The organism is Bartonella sp. 11B (genome assembly GCF_002022625.1).
GTDB classification, from domain to species: domain Bacteria; phylum Pseudomonadota; class Alphaproteobacteria; order Rhizobiales; family Rhizobiaceae; genus Bartonella; species Bartonella rochalimae.
Map to the genome: position 1 here is coordinate 262892 of NZ_CP019783.1, position 26065 is coordinate 288956.

Annotated in this window: 15 protein-coding genes; all 15 read right to left on the reverse strand. The window is 35.2% G+C overall.

What is annotated here, in order from left to right; all coding sequences use genetic code 11:
* Positions 1 to 172 precede the first annotated feature (172 nt).
* The 15 genes from Bho11B_RS01205 to Bho11B_RS01275 all read right to left on the reverse strand — a co-directional run bounded on the left by Bho11B_RS01205 (position 173) and on the right by Bho11B_RS01275 (position 25940).
* Entirely contained in the window at positions 173 to 1750 is a 1578-nt protein-coding gene (locus tag Bho11B_RS01205) for a peptide chain release factor 3 (RefSeq protein WP_078673445.1), read from the reverse strand.
* Positions 1750 to 3408, reverse strand: a complete 1659-nt coding sequence (locus Bho11B_RS01210) for a lysine--tRNA ligase (protein WP_371441554.1) — start codon at positions 3406 to 3408, stop codon at positions 1750 to 1752. The genes Bho11B_RS01205 and Bho11B_RS01210 overlap by 1 nt, the downstream gene beginning before the upstream one ends.
* A 382-nt stretch (positions 3409 to 3790) precedes the next feature.
* Positions 3791 to 5014 (reverse strand): argininosuccinate synthase, encoded by a 1224-nt coding sequence (locus Bho11B_RS01215; RefSeq protein WP_078673446.1) that lies wholly within the window; start codon positions 5012 to 5014, stop codon positions 3791 to 3793.
* A 739-nt stretch (positions 5015 to 5753) separates the two neighbouring features.
* On the reverse strand, positions 5754 to 6983 hold the full coding sequence (gene rlmN / locus Bho11B_RS01220) for a 23S rRNA (adenine(2503)-C(2))-methyltransferase RlmN (RefSeq protein ID WP_078673447.1): 1230 nt from the start codon (positions 6981 to 6983) through the stop codon (positions 5754 to 5756).
* Between the two features lie 39 nt (positions 6984 to 7022).
* Complete coding sequence (locus tag Bho11B_RS01225) at positions 7023 to 7526, reverse strand: invasion associated locus B family protein (protein ID WP_078673448.1); 504 nt, start codon at positions 7524 to 7526, stop codon at positions 7023 to 7025.
* A 1006-nt stretch (positions 7527 to 8532) separates the two neighbouring features.
* Positions 8533 to 8856, reverse strand: a complete 324-nt coding sequence (gene trxA, locus Bho11B_RS01230; RefSeq protein ID WP_078673449.1) for a thioredoxin — start codon at positions 8854 to 8856, stop codon at positions 8533 to 8535.
* 106 nt (positions 8857 to 8962) lie between these two features.
* Positions 8963 to 12421: a double-strand break repair helicase AddA gene (gene addA, locus Bho11B_RS01235; RefSeq protein ID WP_078673450.1), complete on the reverse strand. Its 3459-nt coding sequence runs from the start codon at positions 12419 to 12421 to the stop codon at positions 8963 to 8965.
* Positions 12418 to 15540, reverse strand: a complete 3123-nt coding sequence (gene addB / locus Bho11B_RS01240) for a double-strand break repair protein AddB (protein ID WP_078673451.1) — start codon at positions 15538 to 15540, stop codon at positions 12418 to 12420. Before addB ends, addA begins: the two co-directional genes overlap by 4 nt.
* Before the next feature lie 192 nt (positions 15541 to 15732).
* Positions 15733 to 17253: a tRNA (adenosine(37)-N6)-threonylcarbamoyltransferase complex ATPase subunit type 1 TsaE gene (gene tsaE, locus Bho11B_RS01245; RefSeq protein WP_078673452.1), complete on the reverse strand. Its 1521-nt coding sequence runs from the start codon at positions 17251 to 17253 to the stop codon at positions 15733 to 15735.
* Between the two features lie 55 nt (positions 17254 to 17308).
* Entirely contained in the window at positions 17309 to 19771 is a 2463-nt protein-coding gene (locus Bho11B_RS01250; protein WP_078673453.1) for a PAS-domain containing protein, read from the reverse strand.
* 34 nt (positions 19772 to 19805) lie between these two features.
* On the reverse strand, positions 19806 to 21203 hold the full coding sequence (ahcY, locus tag Bho11B_RS01255) for an adenosylhomocysteinase (RefSeq protein ID WP_035006382.1): 1398 nt from the start codon (positions 21201 to 21203) through the stop codon (positions 19806 to 19808).
* Between the two features lie 306 nt (positions 21204 to 21509).
* Complete coding sequence (locus Bho11B_RS01260; protein ID WP_078674074.1) at positions 21510 to 22508, reverse strand: complex I NDUFA9 subunit family protein; 999 nt, start codon at positions 22506 to 22508, stop codon at positions 21510 to 21512.
* A gap of 45 nt (positions 22509 to 22553) precedes the next feature.
* Positions 22554 to 23873, reverse strand: a complete 1320-nt coding sequence (locus tag Bho11B_RS01265; RefSeq protein ID WP_078673454.1) for a folylpolyglutamate synthase/dihydrofolate synthase family protein — start codon at positions 23871 to 23873, stop codon at positions 22554 to 22556.
* Between the two features lie 18 nt (positions 23874 to 23891).
* On the reverse strand, positions 23892 to 24797 hold the full coding sequence (gene accD, locus Bho11B_RS01270; RefSeq protein WP_035006380.1) for an acetyl-CoA carboxylase, carboxyltransferase subunit beta: 906 nt from the start codon (positions 24795 to 24797) through the stop codon (positions 23892 to 23894).
* Between the two features lie 420 nt (positions 24798 to 25217).
* Positions 25218 to 25940, reverse strand: coding sequence for a sulfate transporter family protein (locus Bho11B_RS01275; RefSeq protein ID WP_035006378.1), 723 nt, complete (start codon positions 25938 to 25940; stop codon positions 25218 to 25220).
* Positions 25941 to 26065 lie beyond the last annotated feature (125 nt).

The window sequence follows — 26065 nt, forward strand, 5'->3', positions numbered from 1 at the left end:
AGAATATTCAAGTTTAAAAATTATTGTCATATGATATATATAAGTATTTCGTGACGATTAGAAAAAGAATAGTCTAATTCACTATAAAATTTTTAAACTTACAAAAGAATCATAGTTCATTTTAATGTTTTTATTTATAATAATTTCTTTTTTTAAAATTAAAGATCCTTTTTTATTTAGAGCGTATCTGATAATCTTTAAAAGCGACAAATTTTATTTTCGGAGCTCTTTCTGCTTCATAATTTAACGAAAAATGATTTTCTGCTAAAAAAACTGGATCACTGTCTAAATCATGCGCAATAGCGGATCGATGATGAGTAAGAAAATTTTGAAGTTCTTCTTTACTTTCTGCAGAAATCCAACGACATACGTTAAAACGCGATGATTCAAAACTCACAGGTAGAGAATATTCTACTTTAAGTCGTTCTGTTAAAACATCAATTTGCAAAGCACCAATAACACCAATAAGAGCTGGGGAACCATCATAAGGGATAAATAACTGTACGACTCCCTCTTCAGCCATTTGATGCAAAGCCTCTTTTAGTTTTTTTGCTTTCATCGGGTCACCTAAGTGAACGCGACGTAAAATTTCTGGTGCAAAATTTGGTAGGCCTTTAAAGAGAATATCTTCTCCTTCAGTCAAGGTATCTCCAATACGCAAAGTTCCGTGGTTCGGAATACCTACTATATCACCAGCATACACTTGATCAGCAATTTGACGTGAACGCGCAAAGAAAAACTGCGGTGCTGAGAGTGTCATTGATTTTCCTGTTCGTACTAACTTCGTTTTCATACCGCGTTCAAGTGTTCCTGAACACACCCGCAAAAATGCAATACGATCACGATGATTAGGATCCATATTAGCTTGAATTTTAAAGACAAAACCGGTCATTTTGGGTTCAGTAGCCACTACATTTCGTTGATCGGCTACCTGATCACGAGGGCTTGGACCAAAATCAATCAGGGCATTAATCAAATCACGGACACCAAAATTTCGTAAAGCTGAACCGAAATAAACAGGTGTCATATACCCTTCATAGAAAGCTTTAAGATTAAATTTCTTGCAAGCACTGCGAGCAAGCTCTACTCCTTCAATAAAGAGTGTTTGTTGATTTTCAGGAAGCAAATTTGCAATTTCGCGAAGATCAGAAATCGTTTGTGAAATAACTTCATGGTCTTGCTGGCGAAAACAATTATTATGAAGATCAAAAGTGCCAGTAAAATTCTTTCCTATACCAATAGGCCAAGTGATTGGAGCAGTATCAAGCGCAAGTTTTTCTTCAATTTCGTCTAAAATTTCTAAGGGATCACGGGCTTCACGGTCCATTTTGTTAACAAAAGTGACAATAGGGATATCACGCATTCGGCATACTTCAAACAGTTTGAGTGTTCTTGGCTCAATTCCGCGTGCTCCATCGAGTACCATAATTGCACTATCAACGGCTGTTAAAGTACGATATGTGTCATCCGAAAAATCCTCATGACCTGGGGTATCTAACAAATTAAAAATATGATTTTCATATTCAAATGTCATTACAGATGTAACAACAGAAATACCACGGTCGCGTTCAATATTCATCCAATCAGAACGGGTTTGAATACGGTCTTTTTTTGCTTTCACCTCACCAGCCAACTGAATAGCACCACCAAATAATAACAACTTTTCTGTTAAGGTTGTCTTTCCGGCATCAGGATGCGCGATGATTGCAAATGTACGCCGTCGTTTTACTTCTTGTGCTCTACGTTCCATTATTTTTCTACCGATCGGGCAAGTGCTGTAGCAATGAGTGCACGTGTCTCATCAATTCCATACAGTGCTATAAATGATCCAAACCGTGGTCCTCGTTCTTGTCCTAAGAGTACTTCATAAAGCATTTGAAAAAAAACACTTGAAACACCAGGCCCCCCTTCTGGATTTTTTTTGCTATGGTCTTGATAGCATTCGGTTAAGCGTGCAACATCAAGAAGTGCATTTTGAAGAGTATTTCCATCAACAGTTTTCGGCAAACTCGCTAATTTTGTATCAATTTGAATCAATACTGAGCGTTCATTTTCATCAGCTGTACGAAATTTTTTATTTGGTTTTACGAATGTCTCAAAATATTTAAGAGCAAACTGTACTAACTGGTCAAGCATCGGATATATTTGCGCATTAGCTCCTTTAGCATAACGAGAAATAAATCCCCAAAGAACGTCTTTATTTTCAGCATTAGAAGCACTGACCAAATTCAACAGCATAGCAAAAGAAACAGGCAAATTGACCTGAGGAGGACATCCATGATGAATATGCCATACGGGATTATTAAGACGCTCTTTCCATTGCTGATGCTCATATGCTGAAAGATGTGCGTAATACTCATCAACAGTTTTTGGAATAACATCAAAATAAAGCCGTTTTGCTGTTCTTGGTTTTAAGAACATATAGAGTCCTAAACTTTCTGTTGGTGCATAAGTTAACCACTCATCAATAGTCAAACCATTTCCTTTAGATTTGGAAATTTTTTGTCCCTTATCATCCAAAAAAAGCTCATAATTAAATCCCTCAGGAGGCTGGCCACCAAGAATTTTGCAAATTTTAGAAGAAAGATTTGTTGAATCGATAAGATCTTTTCCCGCCATTTCGTAATCAATTCCGAGTGCAGTCCAGCGCATTGCCCAATCCACTTTCCACTGACACTTAACTTTTCCACCTGTAATTTCTGTTTCAATGGGCTCACCTGTTTCAGGTTCGATATAGGTTACAGTTCCTTTCTCAACATTTCGAGCAATCATTGGGACCTGTAATACTTTTCCAGAAAGTGGAGAAATAGGCAGAAAAAGTGAATAAGTTTCTTGTCGTTCTTTACCCAATGTTGGTAGAATGAGCTCCATAACCTTATCATAACAGGACAGTATTCTTAGAAGTGTTTCATCAAAACGACCAGAATGATAATAATCGGTAGCACTAGCAAATTCATAGTTGAAACCAAAACGGTCAAGGAAAGTACGCAAACGTGCATTATTAGCAGCTCCAAAAGAAGGATAATCATCTCCAAAAGGATCGGGGATACGGCTAAGCGGTTGACCAAGATAGTCTTCCATTTTTTTTCGATTAGGCACATTATCAGGAACTTTGCGCAAACCATCCATATCATCAGAAAAACAAAGAAGTTTTGTTTTAATTTTGTTTTCGGTAAGAATATGAAATGCATGACGTACCATAGTTGTACGTGCAACTTCCCCAAAAGTTCCAATATGTGGCAAGCCAGACGGTCCATAACCTGTTTCAAATAAGATATGCTCTGGGTAGCCAATTTTTTCATAGCGTTTGATAATTTTACGGGCTTCTTCAAACGGCCAAGCTTTTGATTGAGCAGCTGAATCTCTTAGTTCAGGTGAAAAGTTATAGGTACCATACGGATTGTGCATCATCCTTATCCCAAAAATAAATTACTTAATGACAAGATGTATGATTGTTAAACTTTTTCGTCAATAATAGTCATCTAAAAGCAGAAAAAATCTTCTCATTTTTCCTTTATCATGATCAATACATACCTTATTTTCAGTTATAGCTTTCTTATCTTATGTAACTTAAAGTATTATAAACATGATTTATTCATTTGAATTATTGATGTTTTAGTTACCATTATCTTAGTTTTCTATTATATTAAAGATCATGAATCCTTTGGCATCAAACTAAAAATTGGATAATGACACATTTACTAAAAAATAAGATAAAGAAAATACGGAATTAAAGGTTTTTATATAAAAACCTTTTTTATGAATTTTATCAAGATGGGTTTATGGAGTTTTATAATTTCGAGGAACGGGCTGCTAATGTTCGTAAACGCAATGCATTCAATTTAATAAAACCTGCTGCATCTTTTTGATCATAAGCACCTTGGTCATTCTCAAAAGTCACCAACTTATCAGAATAAAGTGATTTTTCACTTTGACGTCCTTCAACAATTACATTTCCTTTATAAAGTTTTAGTGTTACTTCCCCTTCAACATTTTCTTGAGATAAATCAATCGCTGCTTGTAACATTTTACGCTCAGGTGAAAACCAAAAACCGTAATAAATAAGTTCTGCATAACGTGGCATTAATTCATCTTTCAGGTGAGCTGCACCACGATCCAGTGTTAAGGATTCCATTGCTCGGTGAGCAGTTAAAAGAATAGTTCCTCCTGGTGTTTCATAAATACCACGCGATTTCATACCCACAAAGCGATTTTCTACCAAATCTAATCGGCCAATACCATTTTTACACCCATAGCTATTTAATTGAGTTAACAAATCTGCGGGAGATAAAACTTTTCCATTAATTGAAATAGCATCTCCTTTTTTAAAACCAATTGTAATTATAGTTGCTTGATCTGGAGCAGCTTCTGGAGAAAGAGTACGCATATGCACATATTCAGGAGCAGAAACTGCTGGATCTTCTAAAATCTTTCCTTCTGATGAAGAATGCAATAAATTTGCATCTACTGAAAAAGGTGCTTCACCTTGTTTATCTTTCTCTACAGGAATTTGATGCGCATGCGCAAATTCAATCAAATCTGTTCGACTTTTAAAATTCCAATCACGCCAAGGAGCAATAATTTTAATATCAGGATTAAGAGCATAAGCAGAAAGTTCGAAGCGTACTTGATCATTGCCTTTTCCCGTTGCTCCATGAGCGATAGCATCTGCATTGGTTTTTTGGGCAATTTCAACGAGACGTTTTGAAATAAGTGGGCGAGCAATCGATGTTCCTAAAAGATAAGCTCCTTCATAAACCGCATTTGCTCGAAACATCGGGAATACAAAATCACGCACAAATTCTTCCCGTAAATCTTCAATATAAATTTCTTTAACGCCAAGCATTTCAGCTTTACGACGTGCAAGCTCCAGTTCTTCTCCTTGACCTAAATCTGCTGTAAAGGTTACAACTTCAGCTCCTAGTTCACTTTGCAACCATTTGAGAATGATTGATGTGTCCAGTCCCCCTGAATAAGCTAAAACAACTTTTTTAATCTCTTTCCATTTTTTCATTTTTAAGCTCTTATTATTATTTTCTCCCTTTATCTTTTACTCAGAAATCAAAGCCATGCAAGGAATGAAAATAAATTTTTAAAAACAACATAAAAAAGATGCAAAAAAATAAAAAACTATAAAGAGAAAATCGATAAAAGATATAAGTTACGCTCCTTATTTCTAAGCATAAAAGAAATTAGTATGTCATTTTTATCCAAATGGTCTATTGTTTTTAACGCATTCTAGCAACGTTATTTTTTCTTTCACTTTACGATTTAATATTATACTCTCATTAGAATGTACCATTACATAAAGTAAATAAGCTGCAATTATATGCGCTTTCGTCTGTGCAACAGGTTTTATTCTCTAAGCTATGGCTATAGCCATTGATCTATCGGCATTTATTTTATATTATCACGCACTTTTATGATTTGCTTTTCAGACTTTGCGTCAACACTTAATATTTTCAGAACGCCATAGTCTTAAATGCAACTATTTAACCAGTAGTCCTAAAGTACTCTTTTTAACATAATGTTCTTACAATGATTGATTAATGCTCATGATCGTATGACTACATAAATGGCCAGTTTTAAGGATTTTTAAATATTTCTTTGTTCATTATAATTTCTATAGTTTTATGATAAGCAAATATTTAAAAATTTTCTGATCACTCTTTTTGCGATCGTTTTCTTGATTGATTCATTGCAGAAATTTTATTAGTTTTGCTCTACTCTCAACTTATCTTAAAAGACCTAGTTTATTCATTACCAATTATATTTTCAAGTCTTATCCGTTCAGATTTAGCTAAACGCTTTGAAGCTGATTTAAGCTGCCCACATGCGGCCAAAATATCACGTCCACGTGGCATGCGAATAGGTGAGGCATAACCTGCTTTATTAATGATATCAGCGAAACGTTCGATTTGTTCCCAATCAGAACATTGATAATTACTTCCAGGCCATGGATTAAAAGGAATCAAATTGATTTTAGCAGGAATACCTTTAAGCAATTGAATTAATTTTCTCGCATCGTCTAAACTATCATTTACATTTTTCAGCATAACATATTCAAATGTAATTCTCTTAGCATTTGAAAGGCCAGGATAATTACGGCAAGTTTCCATTAACAAAGCAAGGGGGTATTTTTTATTAATTGGAACAAGAATATCTCGCAATGTATCATGTACTGCGTGGAGCGAAATTGCTAACATAACGCCAATTTCTTTTCCTGTTCGTATAATTCCAGGAATTACTCCACTCGTTGAAAGAGTAATACGACGTTTCGATAAAGAAAGCCCATTTCCATCGGAAGCAATTAATAAAGCTTTTTTAACTGCTTCAAAATTATAAAGCGGTTCACCCATACCCATCATAACAACATTAGTAATTTTACGTCCTTCAATTGGGATAATTGCGCCATCAGGTGTCTTCTTATCAGGAAAATCACCTAAACAATCACGGGCAACCAATAATTGCACTAAAATTTCTTCAACTGTTAGATTACGAACAAGTTTTTGTGTTCCCGTATGACAAAAAGAACACGTTAATGTGCATCCTACCTGAGATGAAATACACAAAGTACCACGCCCTTCTTCAGGGATATAAACCGTTTCAATTTCAACAGGTTTCCCAGCTCCAGAAGCTGGAAATCGTAAAAGCCATTTACGAGTACCATCTTGTGATATTTGTTCTGCAACAATTTCTGGACGCGCAATAGAAAAATGCTCTTTGAGCATCTCCCGCATTGGCTTAGAAATATTTAACATTTCATCAAAATGAGAAACTCCACGCACATAAAGCCAATGCCAAATTTGACGTACACGCATTTGCGTTTGATGTTCTGGAACACCAATTGCCTGTAAAGCCTGTGCTATTTCATCGTGTGATAAGCCAATTAAAGGTAATTTAGATTGTTTCGTTACTATAGTATTCTTTGCTTTTAATATTTGATATGTTTCAATAGATTTAAGGTCATGTGAAATGGCCATGGTTTTCCATTTTATCAGCTATTTTAGAATTATAAATATTTAGTGACATTTTTGTGCCATATTTAACGCAGCTTTCACTCCCTTTAAAGAGTAAGTATAGGTAGTGTGAGTTCCTCGTTTTGAGGTAGCTCTCACTGTCATGTTCGCTCCTGAACGCATAGCAGCAACAAGCTGTTTTTCCATTCCTGATGATGTTAGCCAAGCAGATGAATCTTTTGTAAAAAAGTCAAAATTTTTATCTTTAATAGTGACAGTAACTTTTGATCCCTCTTTAAGTGGATAACCAGCCATAAATTGTGGTTCAAACGAAACAGGAGAATTAGAACGTTTGGTTACCAAAAAGAAATTATCACCGTGTTTAACAGTTGTTGGATCTGCCTTTAAAGGAACTGATAATATATAACAAATCATATTATCTGGTGCTTTATAAGAATAAGCTCCCCAGGCTTCAAATTGTTGTAAACGATTTGGTGTTTGTGCCCAAGCCGAACCAACAACAGTCATAATCATAGTGCATACAACAGTAAAAATTTTTTTCAACATCTTAATCTCGCTTACTTTTTTATTTTTTAAAAAATTTCTTTACATTAGCAAAGTTTAATAAAGGCCGAAGTAATATATAAGGTAATTTTTTTAATTGTTTACAAAAGAAATATTATTTTAGTCAAAATAAGTCTTTCTTTCAATTGTGATCTTTTAGTCATTACTAAAGCATGAATTTTTTATTCAACAGCTAGATTTTTTAAAATATTCTCAATTAATCTGATAAAATTTTATATAAAAGTTTGATATTTTTTTAATATGACTTCAGATTAAAACAAAAAAAATATTGAGTTTTTTCTATAAAATTCTTAGCTGGACTTATTTTTTCTCAAATATATCTAGCCATTTTTCCTGAAGAATCGCAGTATCATTTCCTATATTTGTTGATTCCAATTTCTCATAGTGTAAAATAATCTTAATAAATAGCTGTTCATCAAGATTTATTGGCATAGTAGCTTTTTAGCTGAAATTTGTAAATTTTTTAAATATCTACATACTTACTTAATCAAGAGTAATTTTAAAGATTTTTGACATTTACGTATATATTTATTTTTTAATTTATAATAGATAAAAAACAATTACGATGTGAGCAGCTTAAAAGTTAATTTAAGTAAAAATTGAAAAAACAAAGAAACATTAACTATTGTAGTTATATCAAAAATAACAACTATTATCCAATGTATTTATCATTTTTAAAGTTTAATAAACAACTCAATATCTTTTAAATGATTTTTTTCTTAAATTGTTTTTATACAGCCGATATAGAGTAAAATAAAACAAAAGTGTATTTTCAAAATTCGTATTTTTCAGAAAATATAAGCTCATAATCTTATCTACTATTTATTATAAATTATGATCAATAATACAGGAAACAGTTGGATAAATAAAACAATTAACAGACTTATTGTGAAGAATTTTAGTAGTTTAAGCTTACAATCGTAGAGAATTTTAAATGAAAAGGAGCACTTTGAGCTCCTTTCTTTTAGAAAAAGAGTCACGAGGAAATTCAACCAAGACTATTTTTAATCCATTCAACAAGATGTCCTTTAGACGTAGCACCAACTTTATTGGATGATACTTTTCCATTTGTAAACATTAATAAAGTAGGAATCGATCTTATTCCATATTGCGTAGCTAAGTCTGGATTTTCATCAATGTTAATTTTAGCGACTTTAATCTGGCTTTGCATTTCTGTTGCAATTTCATCAAGGATTGGTGCAATGCTTTTGCAAGGACCACACCACTCTGCCCAAAAATCAACAACAACAGGAAGAGGAGAAGTAAGAACTTCATTTTCAAAATTGCTACTATCAATTTTTATACATGTCATTGATTTATCCTTTACTGCTTTTATAAATGAGTATGAATTATTTATGTTAAGTTATTGTAAAAATAAATTATAATAGATTTTTTAGAAAACATTTCCTTTTTTATTTTTATACGATAATTTCATCAAGAAGTGCGTCAAGTTTTTCAGGAAGCAATTTAAAGATCTTGGCTTTTTTTATATAAATGAGAAGAGCATGCATATTTTTATCAGGATAGATAGTTTGCAACAATTTCTGATAAAGTGCCATTTGTAATAAATGATGTTGCTTAATATCGGTATCATTTTCTGGTGAAAGACCAGTTTTGAAATCGGCAAAAAAAACACTATTATGGGTGATACATAAACGGTCAATTTGACCAGAAACCATTTGTTCTTTACCATTAATTTTTACGATACCCATGAGCGCAACTTCAGCATGTGAAAGGTTAGAAAAAAATGGCTTAAGGTCTGGATTATCTAAGATTGTCCAAATATGATGAAGGGCTTTTTCTCTTTGGGTTTTATGCCAATGAGAAGCTTTTGTATTTAAATAGAATTGCGCGTAATCTTGGCGTTTTGTAGGGGGGTAATTGGGCAAATGTTGCAGTAATTGGTGAATAAAATTACCATATTCAATAGAAAAAGTTTTCTTGGTATTTTTTTCTCCTAAGACAGGTGAGATGCTAAAGCGTTCCTTCTGAGGGAAAAATTCAGTTTTGGTATCATTGATTCCCACAACAGAGGGCCTTAGAGGTTTTGATAAGGTTGATTCTGTAGGCACTTTATTATGAAAAAACGCAGGTAAAGGTGGAAAAATTTGGTGAGTTTCACAAGATATTTCTTGATACATTGGTGCTGGACAGGAAGAGGTGATGCAATAACGCCAAGCTGTGATATCTTCTGCAGGACCTTTTATAGGAACAGCATGAGGTTTAAGAGCTTTCTTTACTAATTGCAGCCATGTATTCGGGGTTTCTTTTTGATTCGTATAACCACAAATAATGAGTCGATCTTCGGCGCGTGTCATACCCACATAAAGAAGACGTTTATATTCTTCTTCGGCACGTTCTTTTAAACGTGAAAGCACTTTGTCAAAATGTTTTGTATGATGTTGTGCATTTGGGCGCCAGATGAAAACTTGCTTATCTCCTAAGGAGCATTTAAGAAAGTGTGGTGCATATTGCGGATGCCATATTGCACTCCCTGGATCGACCAAAAAGACAACTGCTCCTTCAAGCCCTTTTGCAGCGTGAACCGTCATAATTCTTACTTCTTCACAATTTTGATCAAGTTCACGCTTGATTTCTGGTTCATTGATACTCAATATTTCCAAAAAGGCTTGTAATCCTGGTAATCCAGTTTTTTGAATAGTGAGTGTGTGATCTATAAAAGCATCGAGGACTTCATTTGCTTCAGTTCCTAAACGAGCAATGATTTTCTGTCGTCCTTTATCGTTGTTGAGAATATAACTATAAAATTCAAAAACGGGCATTTTATCAACTAAAGTTCGATATGTGTTAAGACGCTCAAAAATAATTTTAAAAACGGCATGCGATGAAGAATGAGTTGAAAGGCTTTCCCAAAGAGAGCCTGTACGTTGAACGGCAAGTTGATAAAGTTCGTTTTCACTAAGCGAAAAAAGTGGACTTTTTAAAACACAGGCCAGGGAAAGATCATCTTGCGGTTGCAAAACAAAACGGGCAAGCGCCATTAAATCACGCACACTAATATGGGTTGTTAATTGTAAACGATCAGCACCAGCGACAGGGACATGACGGAGTTTGAGTGCACGAGAAAGGGCAGGAACAAATTGATCACGTTTACGAACCAAAACCATAATATCACCAGCACGCAGTAAACGTTTTTTTGCTGGGAGCATTTCACCATTTTTCAACCAATTAGAAATGGTTTCGGCAATTTTTTCTGCTAAACATATTTGGGGTGTATCGAGATGATCAACAGTTGAGAGCCAATCATCAGGAAATTCGTTTGTTTTTTTGGAGATGGCATCCCATATAATAACATCGCCTGGACTATGAACACGGATAGGTTCATGGACTGTCTTTACGTGTTCTGCTGAAAGTCCTTTGTAATTTTCGGGTGATTCAAAGACAAGATCAACGCTTTTAAGGACATCGGCTGTAGAGCGAAAAGAATAATTGAGTTGTATTTTTTCAAATTTTTGTTCAACTTGTTCAACTTTTTTTTGAATTATTCGGCCATTTTCAGCAAAATTTTCTAGTACAGCTCCTTGAAAAGAATAAATAGATTGTTTTTCATCACCAACAGCAAAAACAGTACGTGTATTTGTACGTTGACTGTGACCTGTAAAAAACTCTTGCGCTAAAAGTTGAATAATTTGCCATTGCTTAGGATTGGTATCTTGTGCTTCATCTAGTAAAATATGATCAATTCCACGGTCGAGTTTATATTGTACCCACTGGCTTGCACCTTTATGCTGCAATAAATAGAGAGTACGTTCAATGAGGTCGTCAAAATCTAAGAGGTTATTGGCTTTTTTTAAATCCGTATAGATTTTGAGATAAATATCACAAAGCTGAAAAGCTGCTATGTTAAGTGTAACAAGTTTGACACATTGATATTTGTCTAAAAGAAGAGGAAGCTGATTTTGTTTGTCTTCGATTTCTTTTTCAATAAAAGGCCAGACTTCGTCTGATTTTTTAGAAAATAAGCGCGAAAAATCACGTGGTTTTCCTGATTTTTCAAAATAAATATTTGAAACAAGGTTGATGATATTTGTTTCATCAGATGATGTTGCTAACTGTAAAAATTTCTCGATTATATCTTTGTTTTTTGGGGTGCTATGGGTTTGATAATATTTTATTGCGTAAGAAGGAAGTGCCGCAATTTGTTGAATTTTATCGAGCAGTCGTTGGTTTGTGTCATCCGGTGCTAAATTAAAAAATGCACGGAATTGTTCTGTTCCATTTTCAGAGAAGATGAAAGGTAAGAACTCAGATAATTCATGTTGTTTTTGAGTTGCTTCATAGAGCAATTGATTGAGTGTATTTTCACTGATAATTTTAAATAATTCTTTTAACGCTAATTGTGCATCACGATGGATTAAAAGTTTGCGACGGGCTTGCTGTAATAATTTTTTCCGATTTATATCATCTAACAGTTCAAAATGGCCAGCAATATTCGCTTCTAGTGGAAATTGATGTAATAAAGATTCACAAAATGCATGAAAAGTTTGAATTTTTAGGCCGCCTGGTGTTTCAAGAGCGCGGGCAAATAATTGACGGGCATTGGCAAGTTTTTGTGTATTAACGGGTTTATTTTCAAGCTTTGATAAAATTGTTTGAAGCTGTTTGTCATCAAGCCCACTCCAATTGGATAGTGTACGAAAAATACGCGATTGCATAACAGAAGCGGCTGCGTTGGTATAGGTAAGACATAAAATACGTGCTGGAGGTGTTCCATTTAAAAGTAAGCGGATGACACGTTCAGTTAAAACATGGGTTTTTCCAGATCCTGCATTCGCAGAAACCCATACACTTGTTGTCGGATCTGTGGCTTTTGCTTGTGTATCAAGAGTTGTTTGAGGAATAGAAAAAAGAGTCATGATTGATCCGCTTTATCGAAACCAATAGACCATTCCAATAATCGAGCTAGATGGTCATAGTCACCTTCATAAGATTTTTTTAAGGGAACTGCATGTGAAAGATAACCTTGTTGTGGATTCTGATAATAATTGATCAATGAAATAAGATACTTCCATGCTTTTTTACCAAGAGAGATTGCGTTTTCTTGATCTTTTGTTTTTTTATTTATAATGGCTATAGGTTTAATTGTCCCTTTTCCTTTTAAGGAAATGTAAAATAAATTAGAGGGAGTAAGACCCTTAAAATCTACAAAGGCTCCTTGCATTAATAAAGCTGTTTCTAATGCTAATTGTGGAGAAAATAAGTTAATAACCTGTGTCGATGAAGGGGGAGTGCTGGTTTTAAAATCAATGATTTCAACTGTTTTATCTGGCAAAATATCAAGACGATCTGCACGTCCTGAAAGAGTTACTCCTGTTTCTCCTATGAGGGTGTTTTGAGCAATAACTTCAGCATATCGTTCTCGTGATCCAAGGCTTTGTTCCCATTGAATCAGAAAGGGAGCAAGATTTTCAAAATTTAGCCACCAAATTATTTCAGTATCAGGAGGTAAATTTAATTTATCAAATTCTTTACGTCCAATGGTGAGTAATATCTCGAGCATATTAGTAGCATTTTGATTTTTTATTTGTGTGCAAAAGGCAGCAAGAATAGCATGATAAAGTGTTCCACGCTCAGCTGAACAAGGATCATGGATGAGTGGTTTAAGTGGTTTGAGTCGTAAGATTTTTTTTGCATAAATGGCATAAGGATCATGCCGTAATGTTTCTATTTCTGTGACTGAAAAATGGCGTGGACGCATATCAAGTGGTGGTACAGGGCAAGGCCGTTCCGCAGGGATGATGCTCTTTGTATTATCCAGCATTTTTGCCCAATGAAGGAAGAGTTCTCCTCGTGTGCAGATTTGCTTCCAAACTTGTTTGCCTATAACGGTTTCTAAACGTTGTAGCCAGCGTGATGGAACAGAAGGAGTATGATTGACGCGTGTAGCTCGACTCATAATCACTTGATCCATTCCCATCGCCCACTGGAAATCATGAGCCGAAAAGCCAATACGTTGTTCTGGTGGTTCAAGAGTTAAAGTCATTTTCATTGGCCGTGATAAAAAAGCGTCATTGTGGGTTTTTATCGGCCATGATCCCTCATTTAAACTACCTATGACCACTGTATTAACGGTTTGCAAACGCGATTCCAAAGTTCCCCAGATGAACAAACGTGGATGTCCTCCAGGGGAAGGACTCACAGAACGGGTGGCCATCAGAGCTGAAAACAGAGCAGGCCATTCATAAAGATGAAATTTTAATCCTGATTGATCACTAACCAATTCACGCAAAAAAGTTGCTAAGGCTTTGCCTGCTTCATTTTGATAAAGATGTGCAAGAGAATTATCAGCATCACGACCAAAATTTTCAAAAACTTCAACAGTTGCTATAGCAGCTTCATTGATGCTGCATTCTCTCTCTTGTTTTATTAATGTCACTAAAGGGTCAACTGCTTTGACTAAAAGATGGCAAAGAAACTTTGCTTCTTCAATCTTTTGTAAATCAGGCATATAATTCTTAGAAACCTTATGAAAATGTGTTTGCATCCATGTTTTAAAAAATTGGTCACATTCACAAAGATTAATCCGGCAAGCATTTCCTCGAAGGACAAGTAATTCAAAATTCTCAGCCATCTCACGCAAATAATTATGATTATATTCTAATGTTGTGAGTGGATGTTTGAGAAGAGAAAGAAAAGCAACGGGATCACCAGGTTTAAAAATGTTTTCTAAAAGAAGCCGTAATAGGGTCGCAGGTAATGTTTGTGCAAGTGGCATTTCACCTGAGTCATTGGCTTCAATTCCAAATCTTTGTAATTCAGCTGCTACACGACGTGCTAAATTGCGGTCATTTGTAACAAGTGCTGCAGTTTTTTTAGGATCTTCAATAGCATTGCGTAAGGCAAGAGAAATAGCTAAAGCTTCTTCACGCTCATTGGGAGCTTCAATCAATGACCAATCTGCACAAATATTTTCATAATCATCACGTGTGATTTGAGCCCATAAATCTGTCGTGGAAGCTGGTCGTAATGCTTCCGATAAAAGAGCAGCACGTTGGATTTTTATAGCGCTTTGCTGACCGATTTCGCGGACATGAATGCGTTGACATTTCATGAGAGATAAAAGTTTTTTTAAATGATATTGAGGATGACTAAAAGCAGCAATATGGTCAGAAGGGTTAAAAGTTGTTTTTTCTTTATTGAATGCACCTAAGGTATTCCATTGTATTTCATCCATTTGAAGGTCAAGGCCTGGAAGAATCACAGCTCCTTTTGGTAAACAGGCAATTACTTTTAAAAGATTTGCAATTGTAGGAATAGAGCTTGCTACACCAGCAGCGATAATAGTTTTATGAGGTTGTGTACGGTATAAAATATCTGCATGCATTTTGAATGCTTGATTACGCCATTCAGCAGGATTGCATTGTTGTCTTTCTTTTAAAATTTGTGGCCAGCTTTGTGTTACAATAGTGAGGAAATCTAAGGTTATTTGCCACCATTCGGCAACCATATCGGGTACAATTTCTTTAAGTCTTGACCAATCTACGGATTCTGTTTCTATTTCATCCATCAAGTGTGCTAAATCTTGGGCAAGCCAAATTGCATCAGCAGTCGTGGCAGGAATAAAAACATCTTCTGTGCCAAACATAGACCGTAGATGAGTTGGTAAATTTTCACGCCAAAGGCGAATAAGGCGGGCTAAAAGAAGGAGACGTTCACTTTCTCCAATAGGGGGAGTATTGAGCAAAGTATTTTCATTATTTTCAACAAAAAGAAAACTTTTTTCATTTATATCTCCCAAGGGACATATGGTAGGCAAAAAGCTAGATTTTGTATGGCTTTTTTCGAAAAAAGCTGTTCGTAATGCACGAGCAGCGCGGCGCGTTGGTACATAAATAAGAGTATCAGCAAGAGCGGTTTGGATATCCCCATTTGATGCAAAGTTATCAATAAGAGTTCCGGAGAGAAGTGCATCAACAAAATGAGGCAGAAAAGGAGTTCCGGGGGAAATAGAAAATATACGGGGGGTACGGGTCATTTGACTTCATTGTGATCCATATTATTATATTAATTCTTTTTCACTGTATATTAATTTTTATTCAAGGGGAAACCAAAAAGCTCTGTTTATTTTCATAAAAAGTTGAGCGAAAGTGAATGTGAAGAATGCATAATGACTTCGCATTGTCATGAATGATTGTTGCAGAGAGGATGTTTTTCAGGAATAAAATAATTAAGCGTTTAAAATATCTCTGTTAAGAGCTTCACTTTCTGATAAAAGTCCCATTTCTTGATAAAGGCTTTGTAAGGGAGAAAGAATTGGATGTGAAAGATTACGGATGAGATAATTTTGAAGATGAGGGAGATATTTGAGATAAAATGATTTTCCATCTCGTTGGTGAAGGCGTACAAAAATTCCTAAAATTTTAGAGACCCGCTGAGTTCCTGCAAGCACGTAAAGTTTGCGGAATTCATCTTCATCAAAAGGGCGAGGTGCTTGGTGACGTACACTGCAATAGGTATTAAAAATTTTATTTTCAAGTTCTGGTGGAATAAAAAGACGGGCATCTTGTGCTAAAGAAACAAGATCATAAACTGTTGGTCCACTTACACCATCTTGAAAATCAATGAGACCAATGCGATCAATACCCTTTTTATGTTCACGCCAAAGAATATTAGGTGAGTGATAATCGCGCATAACAAAGGTATTTTCTCCTTGAGTTAAAAGATCAAGATAAGGTTGCCAGCAGGTAAAAAAAGTTTCACGCTGTTTTATGTTTAAAGTTTTTTTCTGTTGAAAAGGAAGATACCAGTCCAATAATAAGGAAAGTTCTGCTCGCATAGCTTGGCAATCATAGAAGGGTATCTGAAGCTGGAATGTTGCAAATTTCTTTTTTAAAGGCCATGACTTTTGATGAAAAGTAGCAAGCAATTCACTACAAGCAATATAACGCTCTTCTATAGGATTACCTGATTGGTCTAAAAGTCCTTCACATCCAAAATCTTCTAAAATCAAAATACCATTTTCAAGATCTTTGGCAAAAATACGAGGAGCTGAGAAGCCATTCTCTAAAATAATTTGACTAATTCCTACAAATTGGCTGATATCTTTTGCAAGATGTGTTGTTTCTACATAGGAAGAGTCTACATTTTGCGCCATTTGCATAGTTGGTGCATTCATGAGAACTTCTTGATGATTTCCATCATCTAACAGTTCATAAGAACGTGCTGAGGCATCACCAGCTAAAAAGCGACGTTGAATGTGACGACGTCTATGTGTGATTAAAAAGGTACGAATTGCAAAAGATCGTTGCAGGCGTTCAGTAGCATGTTCTGCAGAGTCAAGAGTGATATGACGTCCACATCCTTTGTATTGTAAAGTGATAGCGAAAGTAACCGGTCCTAAAACTTCTGCTCCTTTTTCTGGCCATTCAATGAGTAAAATATTGTCTTTACGTGATTCATGAAGTCCTAACTCATCCATTTCTTCAATGCTCGAAATTCGGTAAAGATCAGCGTGAAGCACTTCAAATTGTGGAAGTTGATAGCTTTGGACAAGAGTGAAAGTAGGACTTGGAATGTCCATAGTACAATTATTGGCAAGTGTACGGATGAGTGCCCGTATAAGAGTTGATTTGCCTGCTCCAAGGTCACCTTGAAAGGTGACAAGATCACCGGATTTTAGAGCAAGAGCTAAATCTTGTGCAAAAAGTATAGTTGCTTCTTCGTTTTCAAGAAAAAAACTAAAATTCATTCGAATGTCCATAAAAGTAATGGGAAAAATTTTACAAAGACACAAAAAAACACAGTTATACAACTCCTGTATCTTTTTGATGAGGGAAAAAACACTTAACTGTTGTCCCTTGACCCATACCAGTCAAAATTTCAACGCGTCCATCATGGAGTTCAACAAAGCTTTTAACAAGAGAAAGACCAAGACCTGCTCCTGCACGTCCACCATGATGGGAATGAGAAGTAAAACGTTTGAAAATCCGATCAAGAATATCGGTTGGTATATCAGATCCCTCATTATGAACACTGAAGATTATATAATCGTCTTGTGTATTCGCACAAAATTCAATGATGCTTTTTTCCGTTGCAAAATTAATAGCATTATTCAGAACATTCACAAAAATCTGATGTAACCGTGTTGCATCTGCAGACATAAATTTCAAGGAAGGAAAAATGTTTTGTGAAAGTGTGATGTGACGTCCATGGAGACGTTCCTCTACTCGTGCGACTGCTTGTGCCATTGCCTCAGCAATGTGAACTGGTTTTATATCCAATATCATAATACCTGCATCAAGAGTTGCCAAATCAAGGATATCATTAACAATATTCAAAAGAACACCTGATTCTGAATGAATATAACCAAGATATTCTTGTTGACGCTCATTGGTAGGGCCAAAAATTTGATCACGTAAAATATCAGAAAATCCGATAATATTAGTAAGAGGTGTGCGTAATTCATAAGAAACATGCTGGACAAATTCATTGCGCAGACGATCAGCTTTTTCTAAGGCCTCATTCTTTTCTTGTAGGGCTCGTGCGATATGGACAGTGTCAGTGACATTAACAAATGTAAGCATTGTTTGTCCATTAGGTAAAGGTGCAAGTGTATAATCAATTATTATTCCACTTTTTAAATCTATGCGGCCTGAATAGGTATCACGTTTTTCAGCAAAACCAGTAATGAATTGTGTAAATTGTTTCCATTCTTCTCCTATTGTTAAAGCAGAACAGTGGTTTTGTAATTCGGTAATATGCGTTCCTTCTACAGGCAAATTATGAGGGAGCGACCACAATTTCGATAAAGCTGGGTTTGATAAACGCAAACGTCCATCAGTACCGAAAACAACAACTCCTTCAGATAGTTTGTCAAGTGTTTCACCTTGTATTTTAATGAGTGTATTATAACGTCGTTCAAGATCAATTTTTTCTGTAAGATTTTCATAAAGCCAGGTAATACCTCCTTGAGGATGAGGACTAGAAATGACACGTACTGTACGTCCATCAGGAAGATTCCAAATTTGTTGATTCGATTCTGTTTGTTGATAAGCTTTAAAAAGCTCTTCTTTCCACGCATGCCAATCAGGATGTTCACCGATAAAACCTTTCTCACGCAAACGTTCTAGAAGCAATGAATGACTTGGTTCACTTTCTAGAAAAGAGATTTCCAATGGCCATAAAATTTTAAAAGCATGATTGCAAAATTTTAATTTTTGGTTGGCATCAAAAATTGCTACAGCCGTTGAAATTTGATCGAGTGTTTCACAATGATTTTGAAGAATTCTCTTCATTTCTTTGGCAAGATTTTCATACGCGCTATCATCACGCGCAAAGGCTGCCATTCCTTCTTTTGTTGTGATACGTGTGAGATGAAAATGGTGTCGTTCTCCTTTAACTACTGTATAAATATGCTTTTGAAAAATTGCTTCTATTTCATCTGTTTTGCATTGCGTTGTTTCATTGAAAGGATCAACAATATTATTCTTTTCTTGAAAATTCGTCATTTCCCGAAAAGCGCGGTTGGTAAAGCAAATTTTCCCTTCACAATCTCGAATCCACACCGGTTCTTGAATATGATCAAGAAGATTACGTTGTATTTTCAATTCCGTGAGGATTTGGGTTGCTTCTTTCTGTAATCGGATATTTTCACTCTGCTGTGCTGAAATATCTTGAAACCGCACAATAGCGGCTGTTCCAGCGATAATTCCTGTAACTTGCAAGAATATTTTAGTTATAGTCGTGACGGAAAATTCAAAAGAGCAACCGTTACAACGTAGCTGGGTGAGTGCTTGATCAAGTTGCTGCAAAGAGCTTTTTTCAAGCCATTTTTCAAAATGCTGAAAATCTTTTTTATGAATACCTGCTTTTTGCAATGTGGGAATATTACCAATTATACGGGGTAAGGCTGTTGGATTGTCCCAAATAAAGAGGCACTGACCTGTTTCTTCAAGAAGCCATTCATAATGTTTGAGTTTTTCAGAAAAATGAGCCTGGATCATTATCCAAGATTTCCGTAAAGCTCTTTTTGTATTTATAATAACTATGATACAGATCAGAAATGACGCGCAAGCAATACTGCCAAAGATCAGTATAATAAGCCATGGTTCATTTGGCCAAGCGAAAAAAGTAAACAAATGAAATACTGAGGTTTGAGTGACAGCATATACTAGAAATAAAAGAAATAAGAGAAAAAAAACACCAACACAAATTTGAGTAATTTTTTTTATTTTTTCTTTGAATGTATAGTCACCAAAGCTATGCATAATGCGTCTTTTTTCTTTGTACTAAGACAATATCCTAATAACGATAATGTTCTGGCTTATAAGGTCCCTGTAAGGGAACCCCAATATAAGCGGCTTGTTCTTCCGATAAAACGCTTAATTTTATTTTTAGCCGATCAAGATGAAGACGCGCAACTTTTTCATCAAGATGTTTAGGTAAACACGTTACTTCATTTTTATAATTTTTTGCATTAATAAACAGCTCAATCTGCGCTAATACTTGATTAGTAAATGAAGCGGACATGATAAAAGAAGGATGGCCTGTGGCATTACCAAGATTTAACAAACGTCCTTCAGATAATAAAATTATGCGTTTGCCATCAGGAAAAGTAATCATATCAACTTGTGGTTTAATATTTGTCCATGGTAGATTTCTGAGAGCTGATACTTGTATTTCATTGTCAAAATGACCAATATTTCCTAGAATACACATATCTTTAACTTGTCGCATATGTTCTAAGCGGACAACATCTTTATTTCCAGTAGTTGTTATAATAATATCAGCGCTAGAAGCTGCATCTTCCAAAGTAACAACTTCATAGCCATCCATAGCGGCTTGAAGAGCGCAAATTGGATCAATTTCTGTTATTTTTACACGTGCTCCAGCGCCTGAAAGAGAAGCTGCTGAACCTTTACCAACGTCACCATAACCACAGATAATAGCTATTTTACCTGCTATCATCACATCCGTTCCACGCCTGATACCATCGACTAATGATTCCTTACATCCGTATCTATTATCAAATTTTGATTTTGTAACGCTATCATTGACATTAATAGCAGGAAAAAACAAAAGTCCTTTTTTCTGTAATTGATAAAGGCGGTGTATTCCCGTTGTAGTCTCTTCGCTTACACCTTTGATTGCTGCGCGCTGACGCGTAAAAAATCCCGGTGTGAGAGCTATACGTTTTTGAATTTGTTTGAAAAATAATTCTTCCTCTTCTGTTTTAGGATTCGATAGGATGTTTTTGTTTTCCTCTGCACAGCTACCTATTAAAATATAGTTAGTAGCATCGCCTCCATCATCTAATATAAGATTAGAAAGTTTACCATCAGGCCATTGAAAAATTGCATCAATATAGGTCCAATATTCTTCAAGTGTTTCTCCCTTGATTGCGAAGACTGGGATTCCCGTAGCTGCAATAGCTGCTGCTGCATGATCTTGTGTAGAAAAAATATTACTAGAGCTCCATCGTATATCAGCACCAATTGCTTTTAATGTTTCAATCAAGACGCCTGTTTGAATGGTCATGTGTAATGAACCAGAAATACGTGCTCCACGTAAAGGTTGACTGGAAGAAAATTCTTTACGGCAAGCCATTAAACCAGGCATTTCCGTTTCTGCAATATCAAGTTCTTTACGACCATAAGCAGCTAGTGCGATATCTTTGATAACATAATCTTGAGCCGTCATTTTTGTTCTTTCAAAATTATTTTTCCAGAACGGTAGGAGAAATTAAAAAGAAATGCAAGCAAATACAAATATTTGTCTAAATGAAAAAAATTTTAAATGTTCATCAGTTTACGGAACAAATGTGTATTAACATTTTAAATGGTGATGTGAGAAGCGAACCAGAAAATTTTAAAGTTCTTTAGATGCAAGAAAAAATCATTATAAAATTTTATTTTGAGAAAAATGTAAAACTTACAGATATTTCAAGATCTTTAAATTTTTTTCTTTTTTATAGGAAAATAAATGAGCTCACAAAATCGAAGTGTATTAAATTGATAAATTATGAGAAAACTGTCCTTGCGGACGGAATCGCCACAGATAACTTGGTAAAATAGCTGCCATTGATTTAGGCGTAATTCCTACTCCCTCTAAAGTATATCCATTATCTTTAGCCTCTTGAGAAACAATATGATCCTTTTGTAAAAAGCGTATTTGATTAGCTGTTACGAGTTTTGGAAAGAGGGGTACTTTGCCAAGAGTTCCGAAGAAACCTCCGATAAAAAGTCCCATAGCCAGAGGTAGAGGAAGTGTTCTTTTTTTGCGGTGAATAACTTTTAATATCTCTTCAAGAGTATTTTGGAATGTAAGAACTTTGGGCCCACCAAGGTCATAATTTTTGCCTAAAACAACACGCTTTTCTAAAGCATATACAACAAATTTAGCAATATCACCAACATAAACAGGTTGCAATTTACTTTGCCCCCCACCAAAAAGTGGCATAATTGGCATAAAACGAGAGAAATTTGCTAAAAAATTAAAAAAACAATCTTCTGGTCCGAAAATAACAGATGAACGCATAATAACTGCTTGAGAATGCGTATTACGAACAATCTGTTCACTTATAGCTTTAGTGCGTGCATAAGAAAATGAGGCATTTTCATCGGAAATAAGTGTTGACATATAGATGAGAGGAATACCAGCTTTAGCTGTTAATTCAGAAACATGTTTCGCACCATCAACTTGTATATTTTGAAAATTCGGCTTGTTTGTTTGGGCTAAGCTTCCAGGAAGAAAAACTGCACCATCTGTTCCCAATAATGCATGCTCAACTGAAGTATAATTTCTGACGTCAGTTTTAAGCATCTGTGTTTGTCCTACTTCGCCCATTTGTAACATATAATAAGCTTTTTGTGGACAACGTACAGCAATACGTACTCGATAACCTCGCTTTGTTAAGGCTTCTACAACATGCCGTCCTACAAAACCGGATCCGCCAAAAACAGTGATAAGTTTAGGTTTTTGATAAAGGGCGTAATCAAGTTTCATGATCAAAAATCCTGTCATTAAGGCGCTAAAAACACCTGGTTGTTACTAACATGGGGGCGTTTGATTGTCACGCAAAATATCACCAGCAAGGTACAAAGAACCACCAATGAGGACAATTGCTTTTTTATATTCTGAGCTAATTTTGTGAAATGCAGCTTGTAGATTAGCCTGTGGACTAGCGATAAGCCCTGCTTTTTGAGCTAATTCTGCTAAAATTTTGGGACAAATACCTGCATTACTGGAAATTAAAGGAACTGTATACACTTTCTTGACAAGATTGACCAAAGGGCGAAAATAACCAACGCTGTCTTTAGTATTAAGCATGCCAGCAATCATTACAATGGGGCAATTTGATTTTTCTTTCCACTGGGTTAATATTTTTGCGATGGCTTTTCCAGCGGCAGAGTTATGACCACCATCTAGCCATAAATCAAAATCGGGAGGAAGTTGATCGACCAATTTCCCGTGAGTCAGATGTTGCATCCGTGCTGGCCAATAAAGATTTTGTAAAGCGTTGCTTATGACTTGTTCTGAGAGTTGAAAACCTGCTTGGTAAATTGCCTCAATAGCAGCACCGGCGTTGTCAATTTGATGAGCACCAATAAGCTTAGGGAGCGGGAGATCCATTAGGCCTTGATTATTTTGAAATACCATACGTCCGTATTCTTCATAGCTTTGATAATCTTGGTTAAAAAGGTAGTAGGGTGCTTTATTTTTGACAGCAAGATCACTAAGAAAAGAATAAGTTATTTCATGATCTTGTTTACCAATGACTACAGGAACTTCTGGTTTAATAATTCCTCCTTTTTGAAAAGCAATTTGTTCAATTGTGTTACCAAGAAAAGATTCATGATCATAATCAATAGGCATGATAAGCGATACAGCTGGCTTGTTAATGATATTTGTGGCATCAAAACGTCCTCCTAATCCAACTTCTAAAATAATGACATCAGCTGGGTGCGTGCTAAACAACATAAAAGCAGCAGCCGTAAAAACTTCAAAAATAGTGATAGGTTCGTTGCAATTTACTTCTATAATTTGATGAATTGTTTTGCTTAATAGGCTATCTGTGACAAATTGGCTGCCTCCTTTGTGATTGAGTCGAAAACGCTCATTCCAATTAACTAAGTGAGGAGAGCTGTATACATGAACACGATAGCCTGCACTCTCTAAAAGAGCACGACAAATAGCTGAAGCAGATCCTTTACCATTTGTTCCAGCAATATGAATAATAGGAGCAAGATTTAAATGTGGGTTATCAAGACATTTTAAAAGACGTGAAATACGCTCTAAAGAAAGATCACACTTTCGCGGATAGATTTTTAGTAAATCATCTATCACTTTTTGCATGCAGCTTTTTTTCATAATTTAATAGATTTGGCTTCAGAAATCAGTTTTTGCAGATTGAATGGATGATGGATTAGAAGATTTAGAAATTGCAGGACTTTTTGTCATTAAACGTAAAAGCCGCGCAATAGTAGTTTTCATTTCCAAACGAGAAACAACCATATCAATCATACCATGTTCAAAGAGATATTCACTACTTTGGAAACCTTCAGGCAATGTTTCACGAATTGTTTGTTGAATAACACGTGGTCCTGCAAAGCCAATCATAGCACCAGGTTCAGCAATATGGATATCACCTAGCATAGCATAAGAAGCAGTAACACCACCAGTGGTAGGATTGGTAAGAACCACAATATAAGGTAGTTTTTCTTCTTTTATCATTTCAATTGCTACTGTTGTGCGTGGCATTTGCATCAATGATAATGTTCCTTCTTGCATTCTTGCTCCACCTGAAGCTGCGAAAAGAACTAAAGGGCACTTCTCTTGAATGGCAGTATGAAAAGCTTTTATAATAGCTTCTCCTGCAGCCATGCCAAGTGATCCACCCATAAACGCGAAATCTTGAACAGTAGCAATAATTGGTAAACCTTCAATAGTTCCTCGTGCATTTAGAATATTATCATCAACACCAAGCTTAGAACGATAATCTTTTAACCGGTCAATATAACGTTTTTCATCGCGAAATTTTAATGGATCTATGACAACTTTTGGATTTTCAATCAGTGTATAAATGCCATCATCAAAGAAATGCATGAGGCGATTTTTAGCACTAATACGCATATGATAGCCAGAATTAGGAATCACATATTGATTAGCTTCCAGATCTTTATGGAAAACCATTTGACCATTGGTGGGATCTTTGACCCATAGATTATCCGGAATTTCACGATGTCCTAATATGGAATTGATTTTAGGACGAACATAATTTGTAATCCAGTTCATCTTTGTCGCCTCTCTATGAAATGTTATACACCTTATGTGTGGGTTGAGGGAATGTAGGACCGAATAGTGAAGCTTATCTTTGCTCCAAATAAACAATAAATTACTTCATTTAATGCGATGATAATAGCTCAAATAAAAATTTTTCTATAATTAAGATAATTTATTTTGTTAGTTTTTTATTTTAATGTCAAATTGCATTGCGGTACGATTATGCGAGAAATTGGCAATAATGACTTTATTATAAGGAATTTTTGAGAAAATATAATAGGTCAATCTTTTATTCTGAAATTTATTATTTCAATAATTTTAAGATGGCATATTCTAAATTTAAGCCTATTTTTTCTCAGCTTATAAAATTGTTTGAAGTCGTGTTGGTTTTATAAAAATATATTTCTTTTCCTTATTTTAATGAATCAAGTGTTATTGTTTCAGTGTAATGGATGTAGATTTTTGGCGTGAAAGCATTTTGTGTAAATGTGTCATAAAGGCAGCTGCAAAAAGCGGCGTGACCAAATTAAGGATAGGAATAGAAACAAAAAACGCTATCAATAAACCTGCACAAAAAACAGTGGTATGATGAGTCCGTAAAAAAGCATGAGCTTCTTGTTTAGATCGAAAACGATAAGCAGCAAAGGCGAAATATTGACGGCCAAAAAGATAGCCATTAATTATATAAAAGGCAAGTAAATTAATATTCGGTATAAAAAACAAGAAAAAAGCAATTACATTTCCGAAAAGACTTAAGATAATAAATTTCAAAGCAAAAATAACAGAATATCCAAATGACATAGCTTGTCCAGTAGGCTCATTTGGATAATCTTCTTTTTCAATAATTTCAGCAGCGTTATCAATAAAAAAACTGCCAATCATTGCTGTGATTGGAGCAATAAAAAAGGCGATTAATAAAGACAAACCAAGATTAAAAATAATCAGTATGCTTAACTCTATCCATTCTGCCCAATTGGTTAATCTAGGAACAAAATGAGCAATCCAAAGCCAAAAGTAGGACATAAAAAACTGACGTGTACATGACCATATAATAACAAAGACGATAAAAGTAAGTCCTAACACTTTCCATATCATTGAGCGATATTTCTGACTAAAAAGGCGTTGTAGAGCGTAATAAGCAGCAGTAAAAATCATGAGCAATAAGTGAGAAATGAAGAATAAAAAACGAGAGATAGAATAAAGAGTATTTTATATTATAATATTTATCGTGTAAATTATATTTTTAGGATTAATTGTTTTCATTGAGAATAGGATTCTAT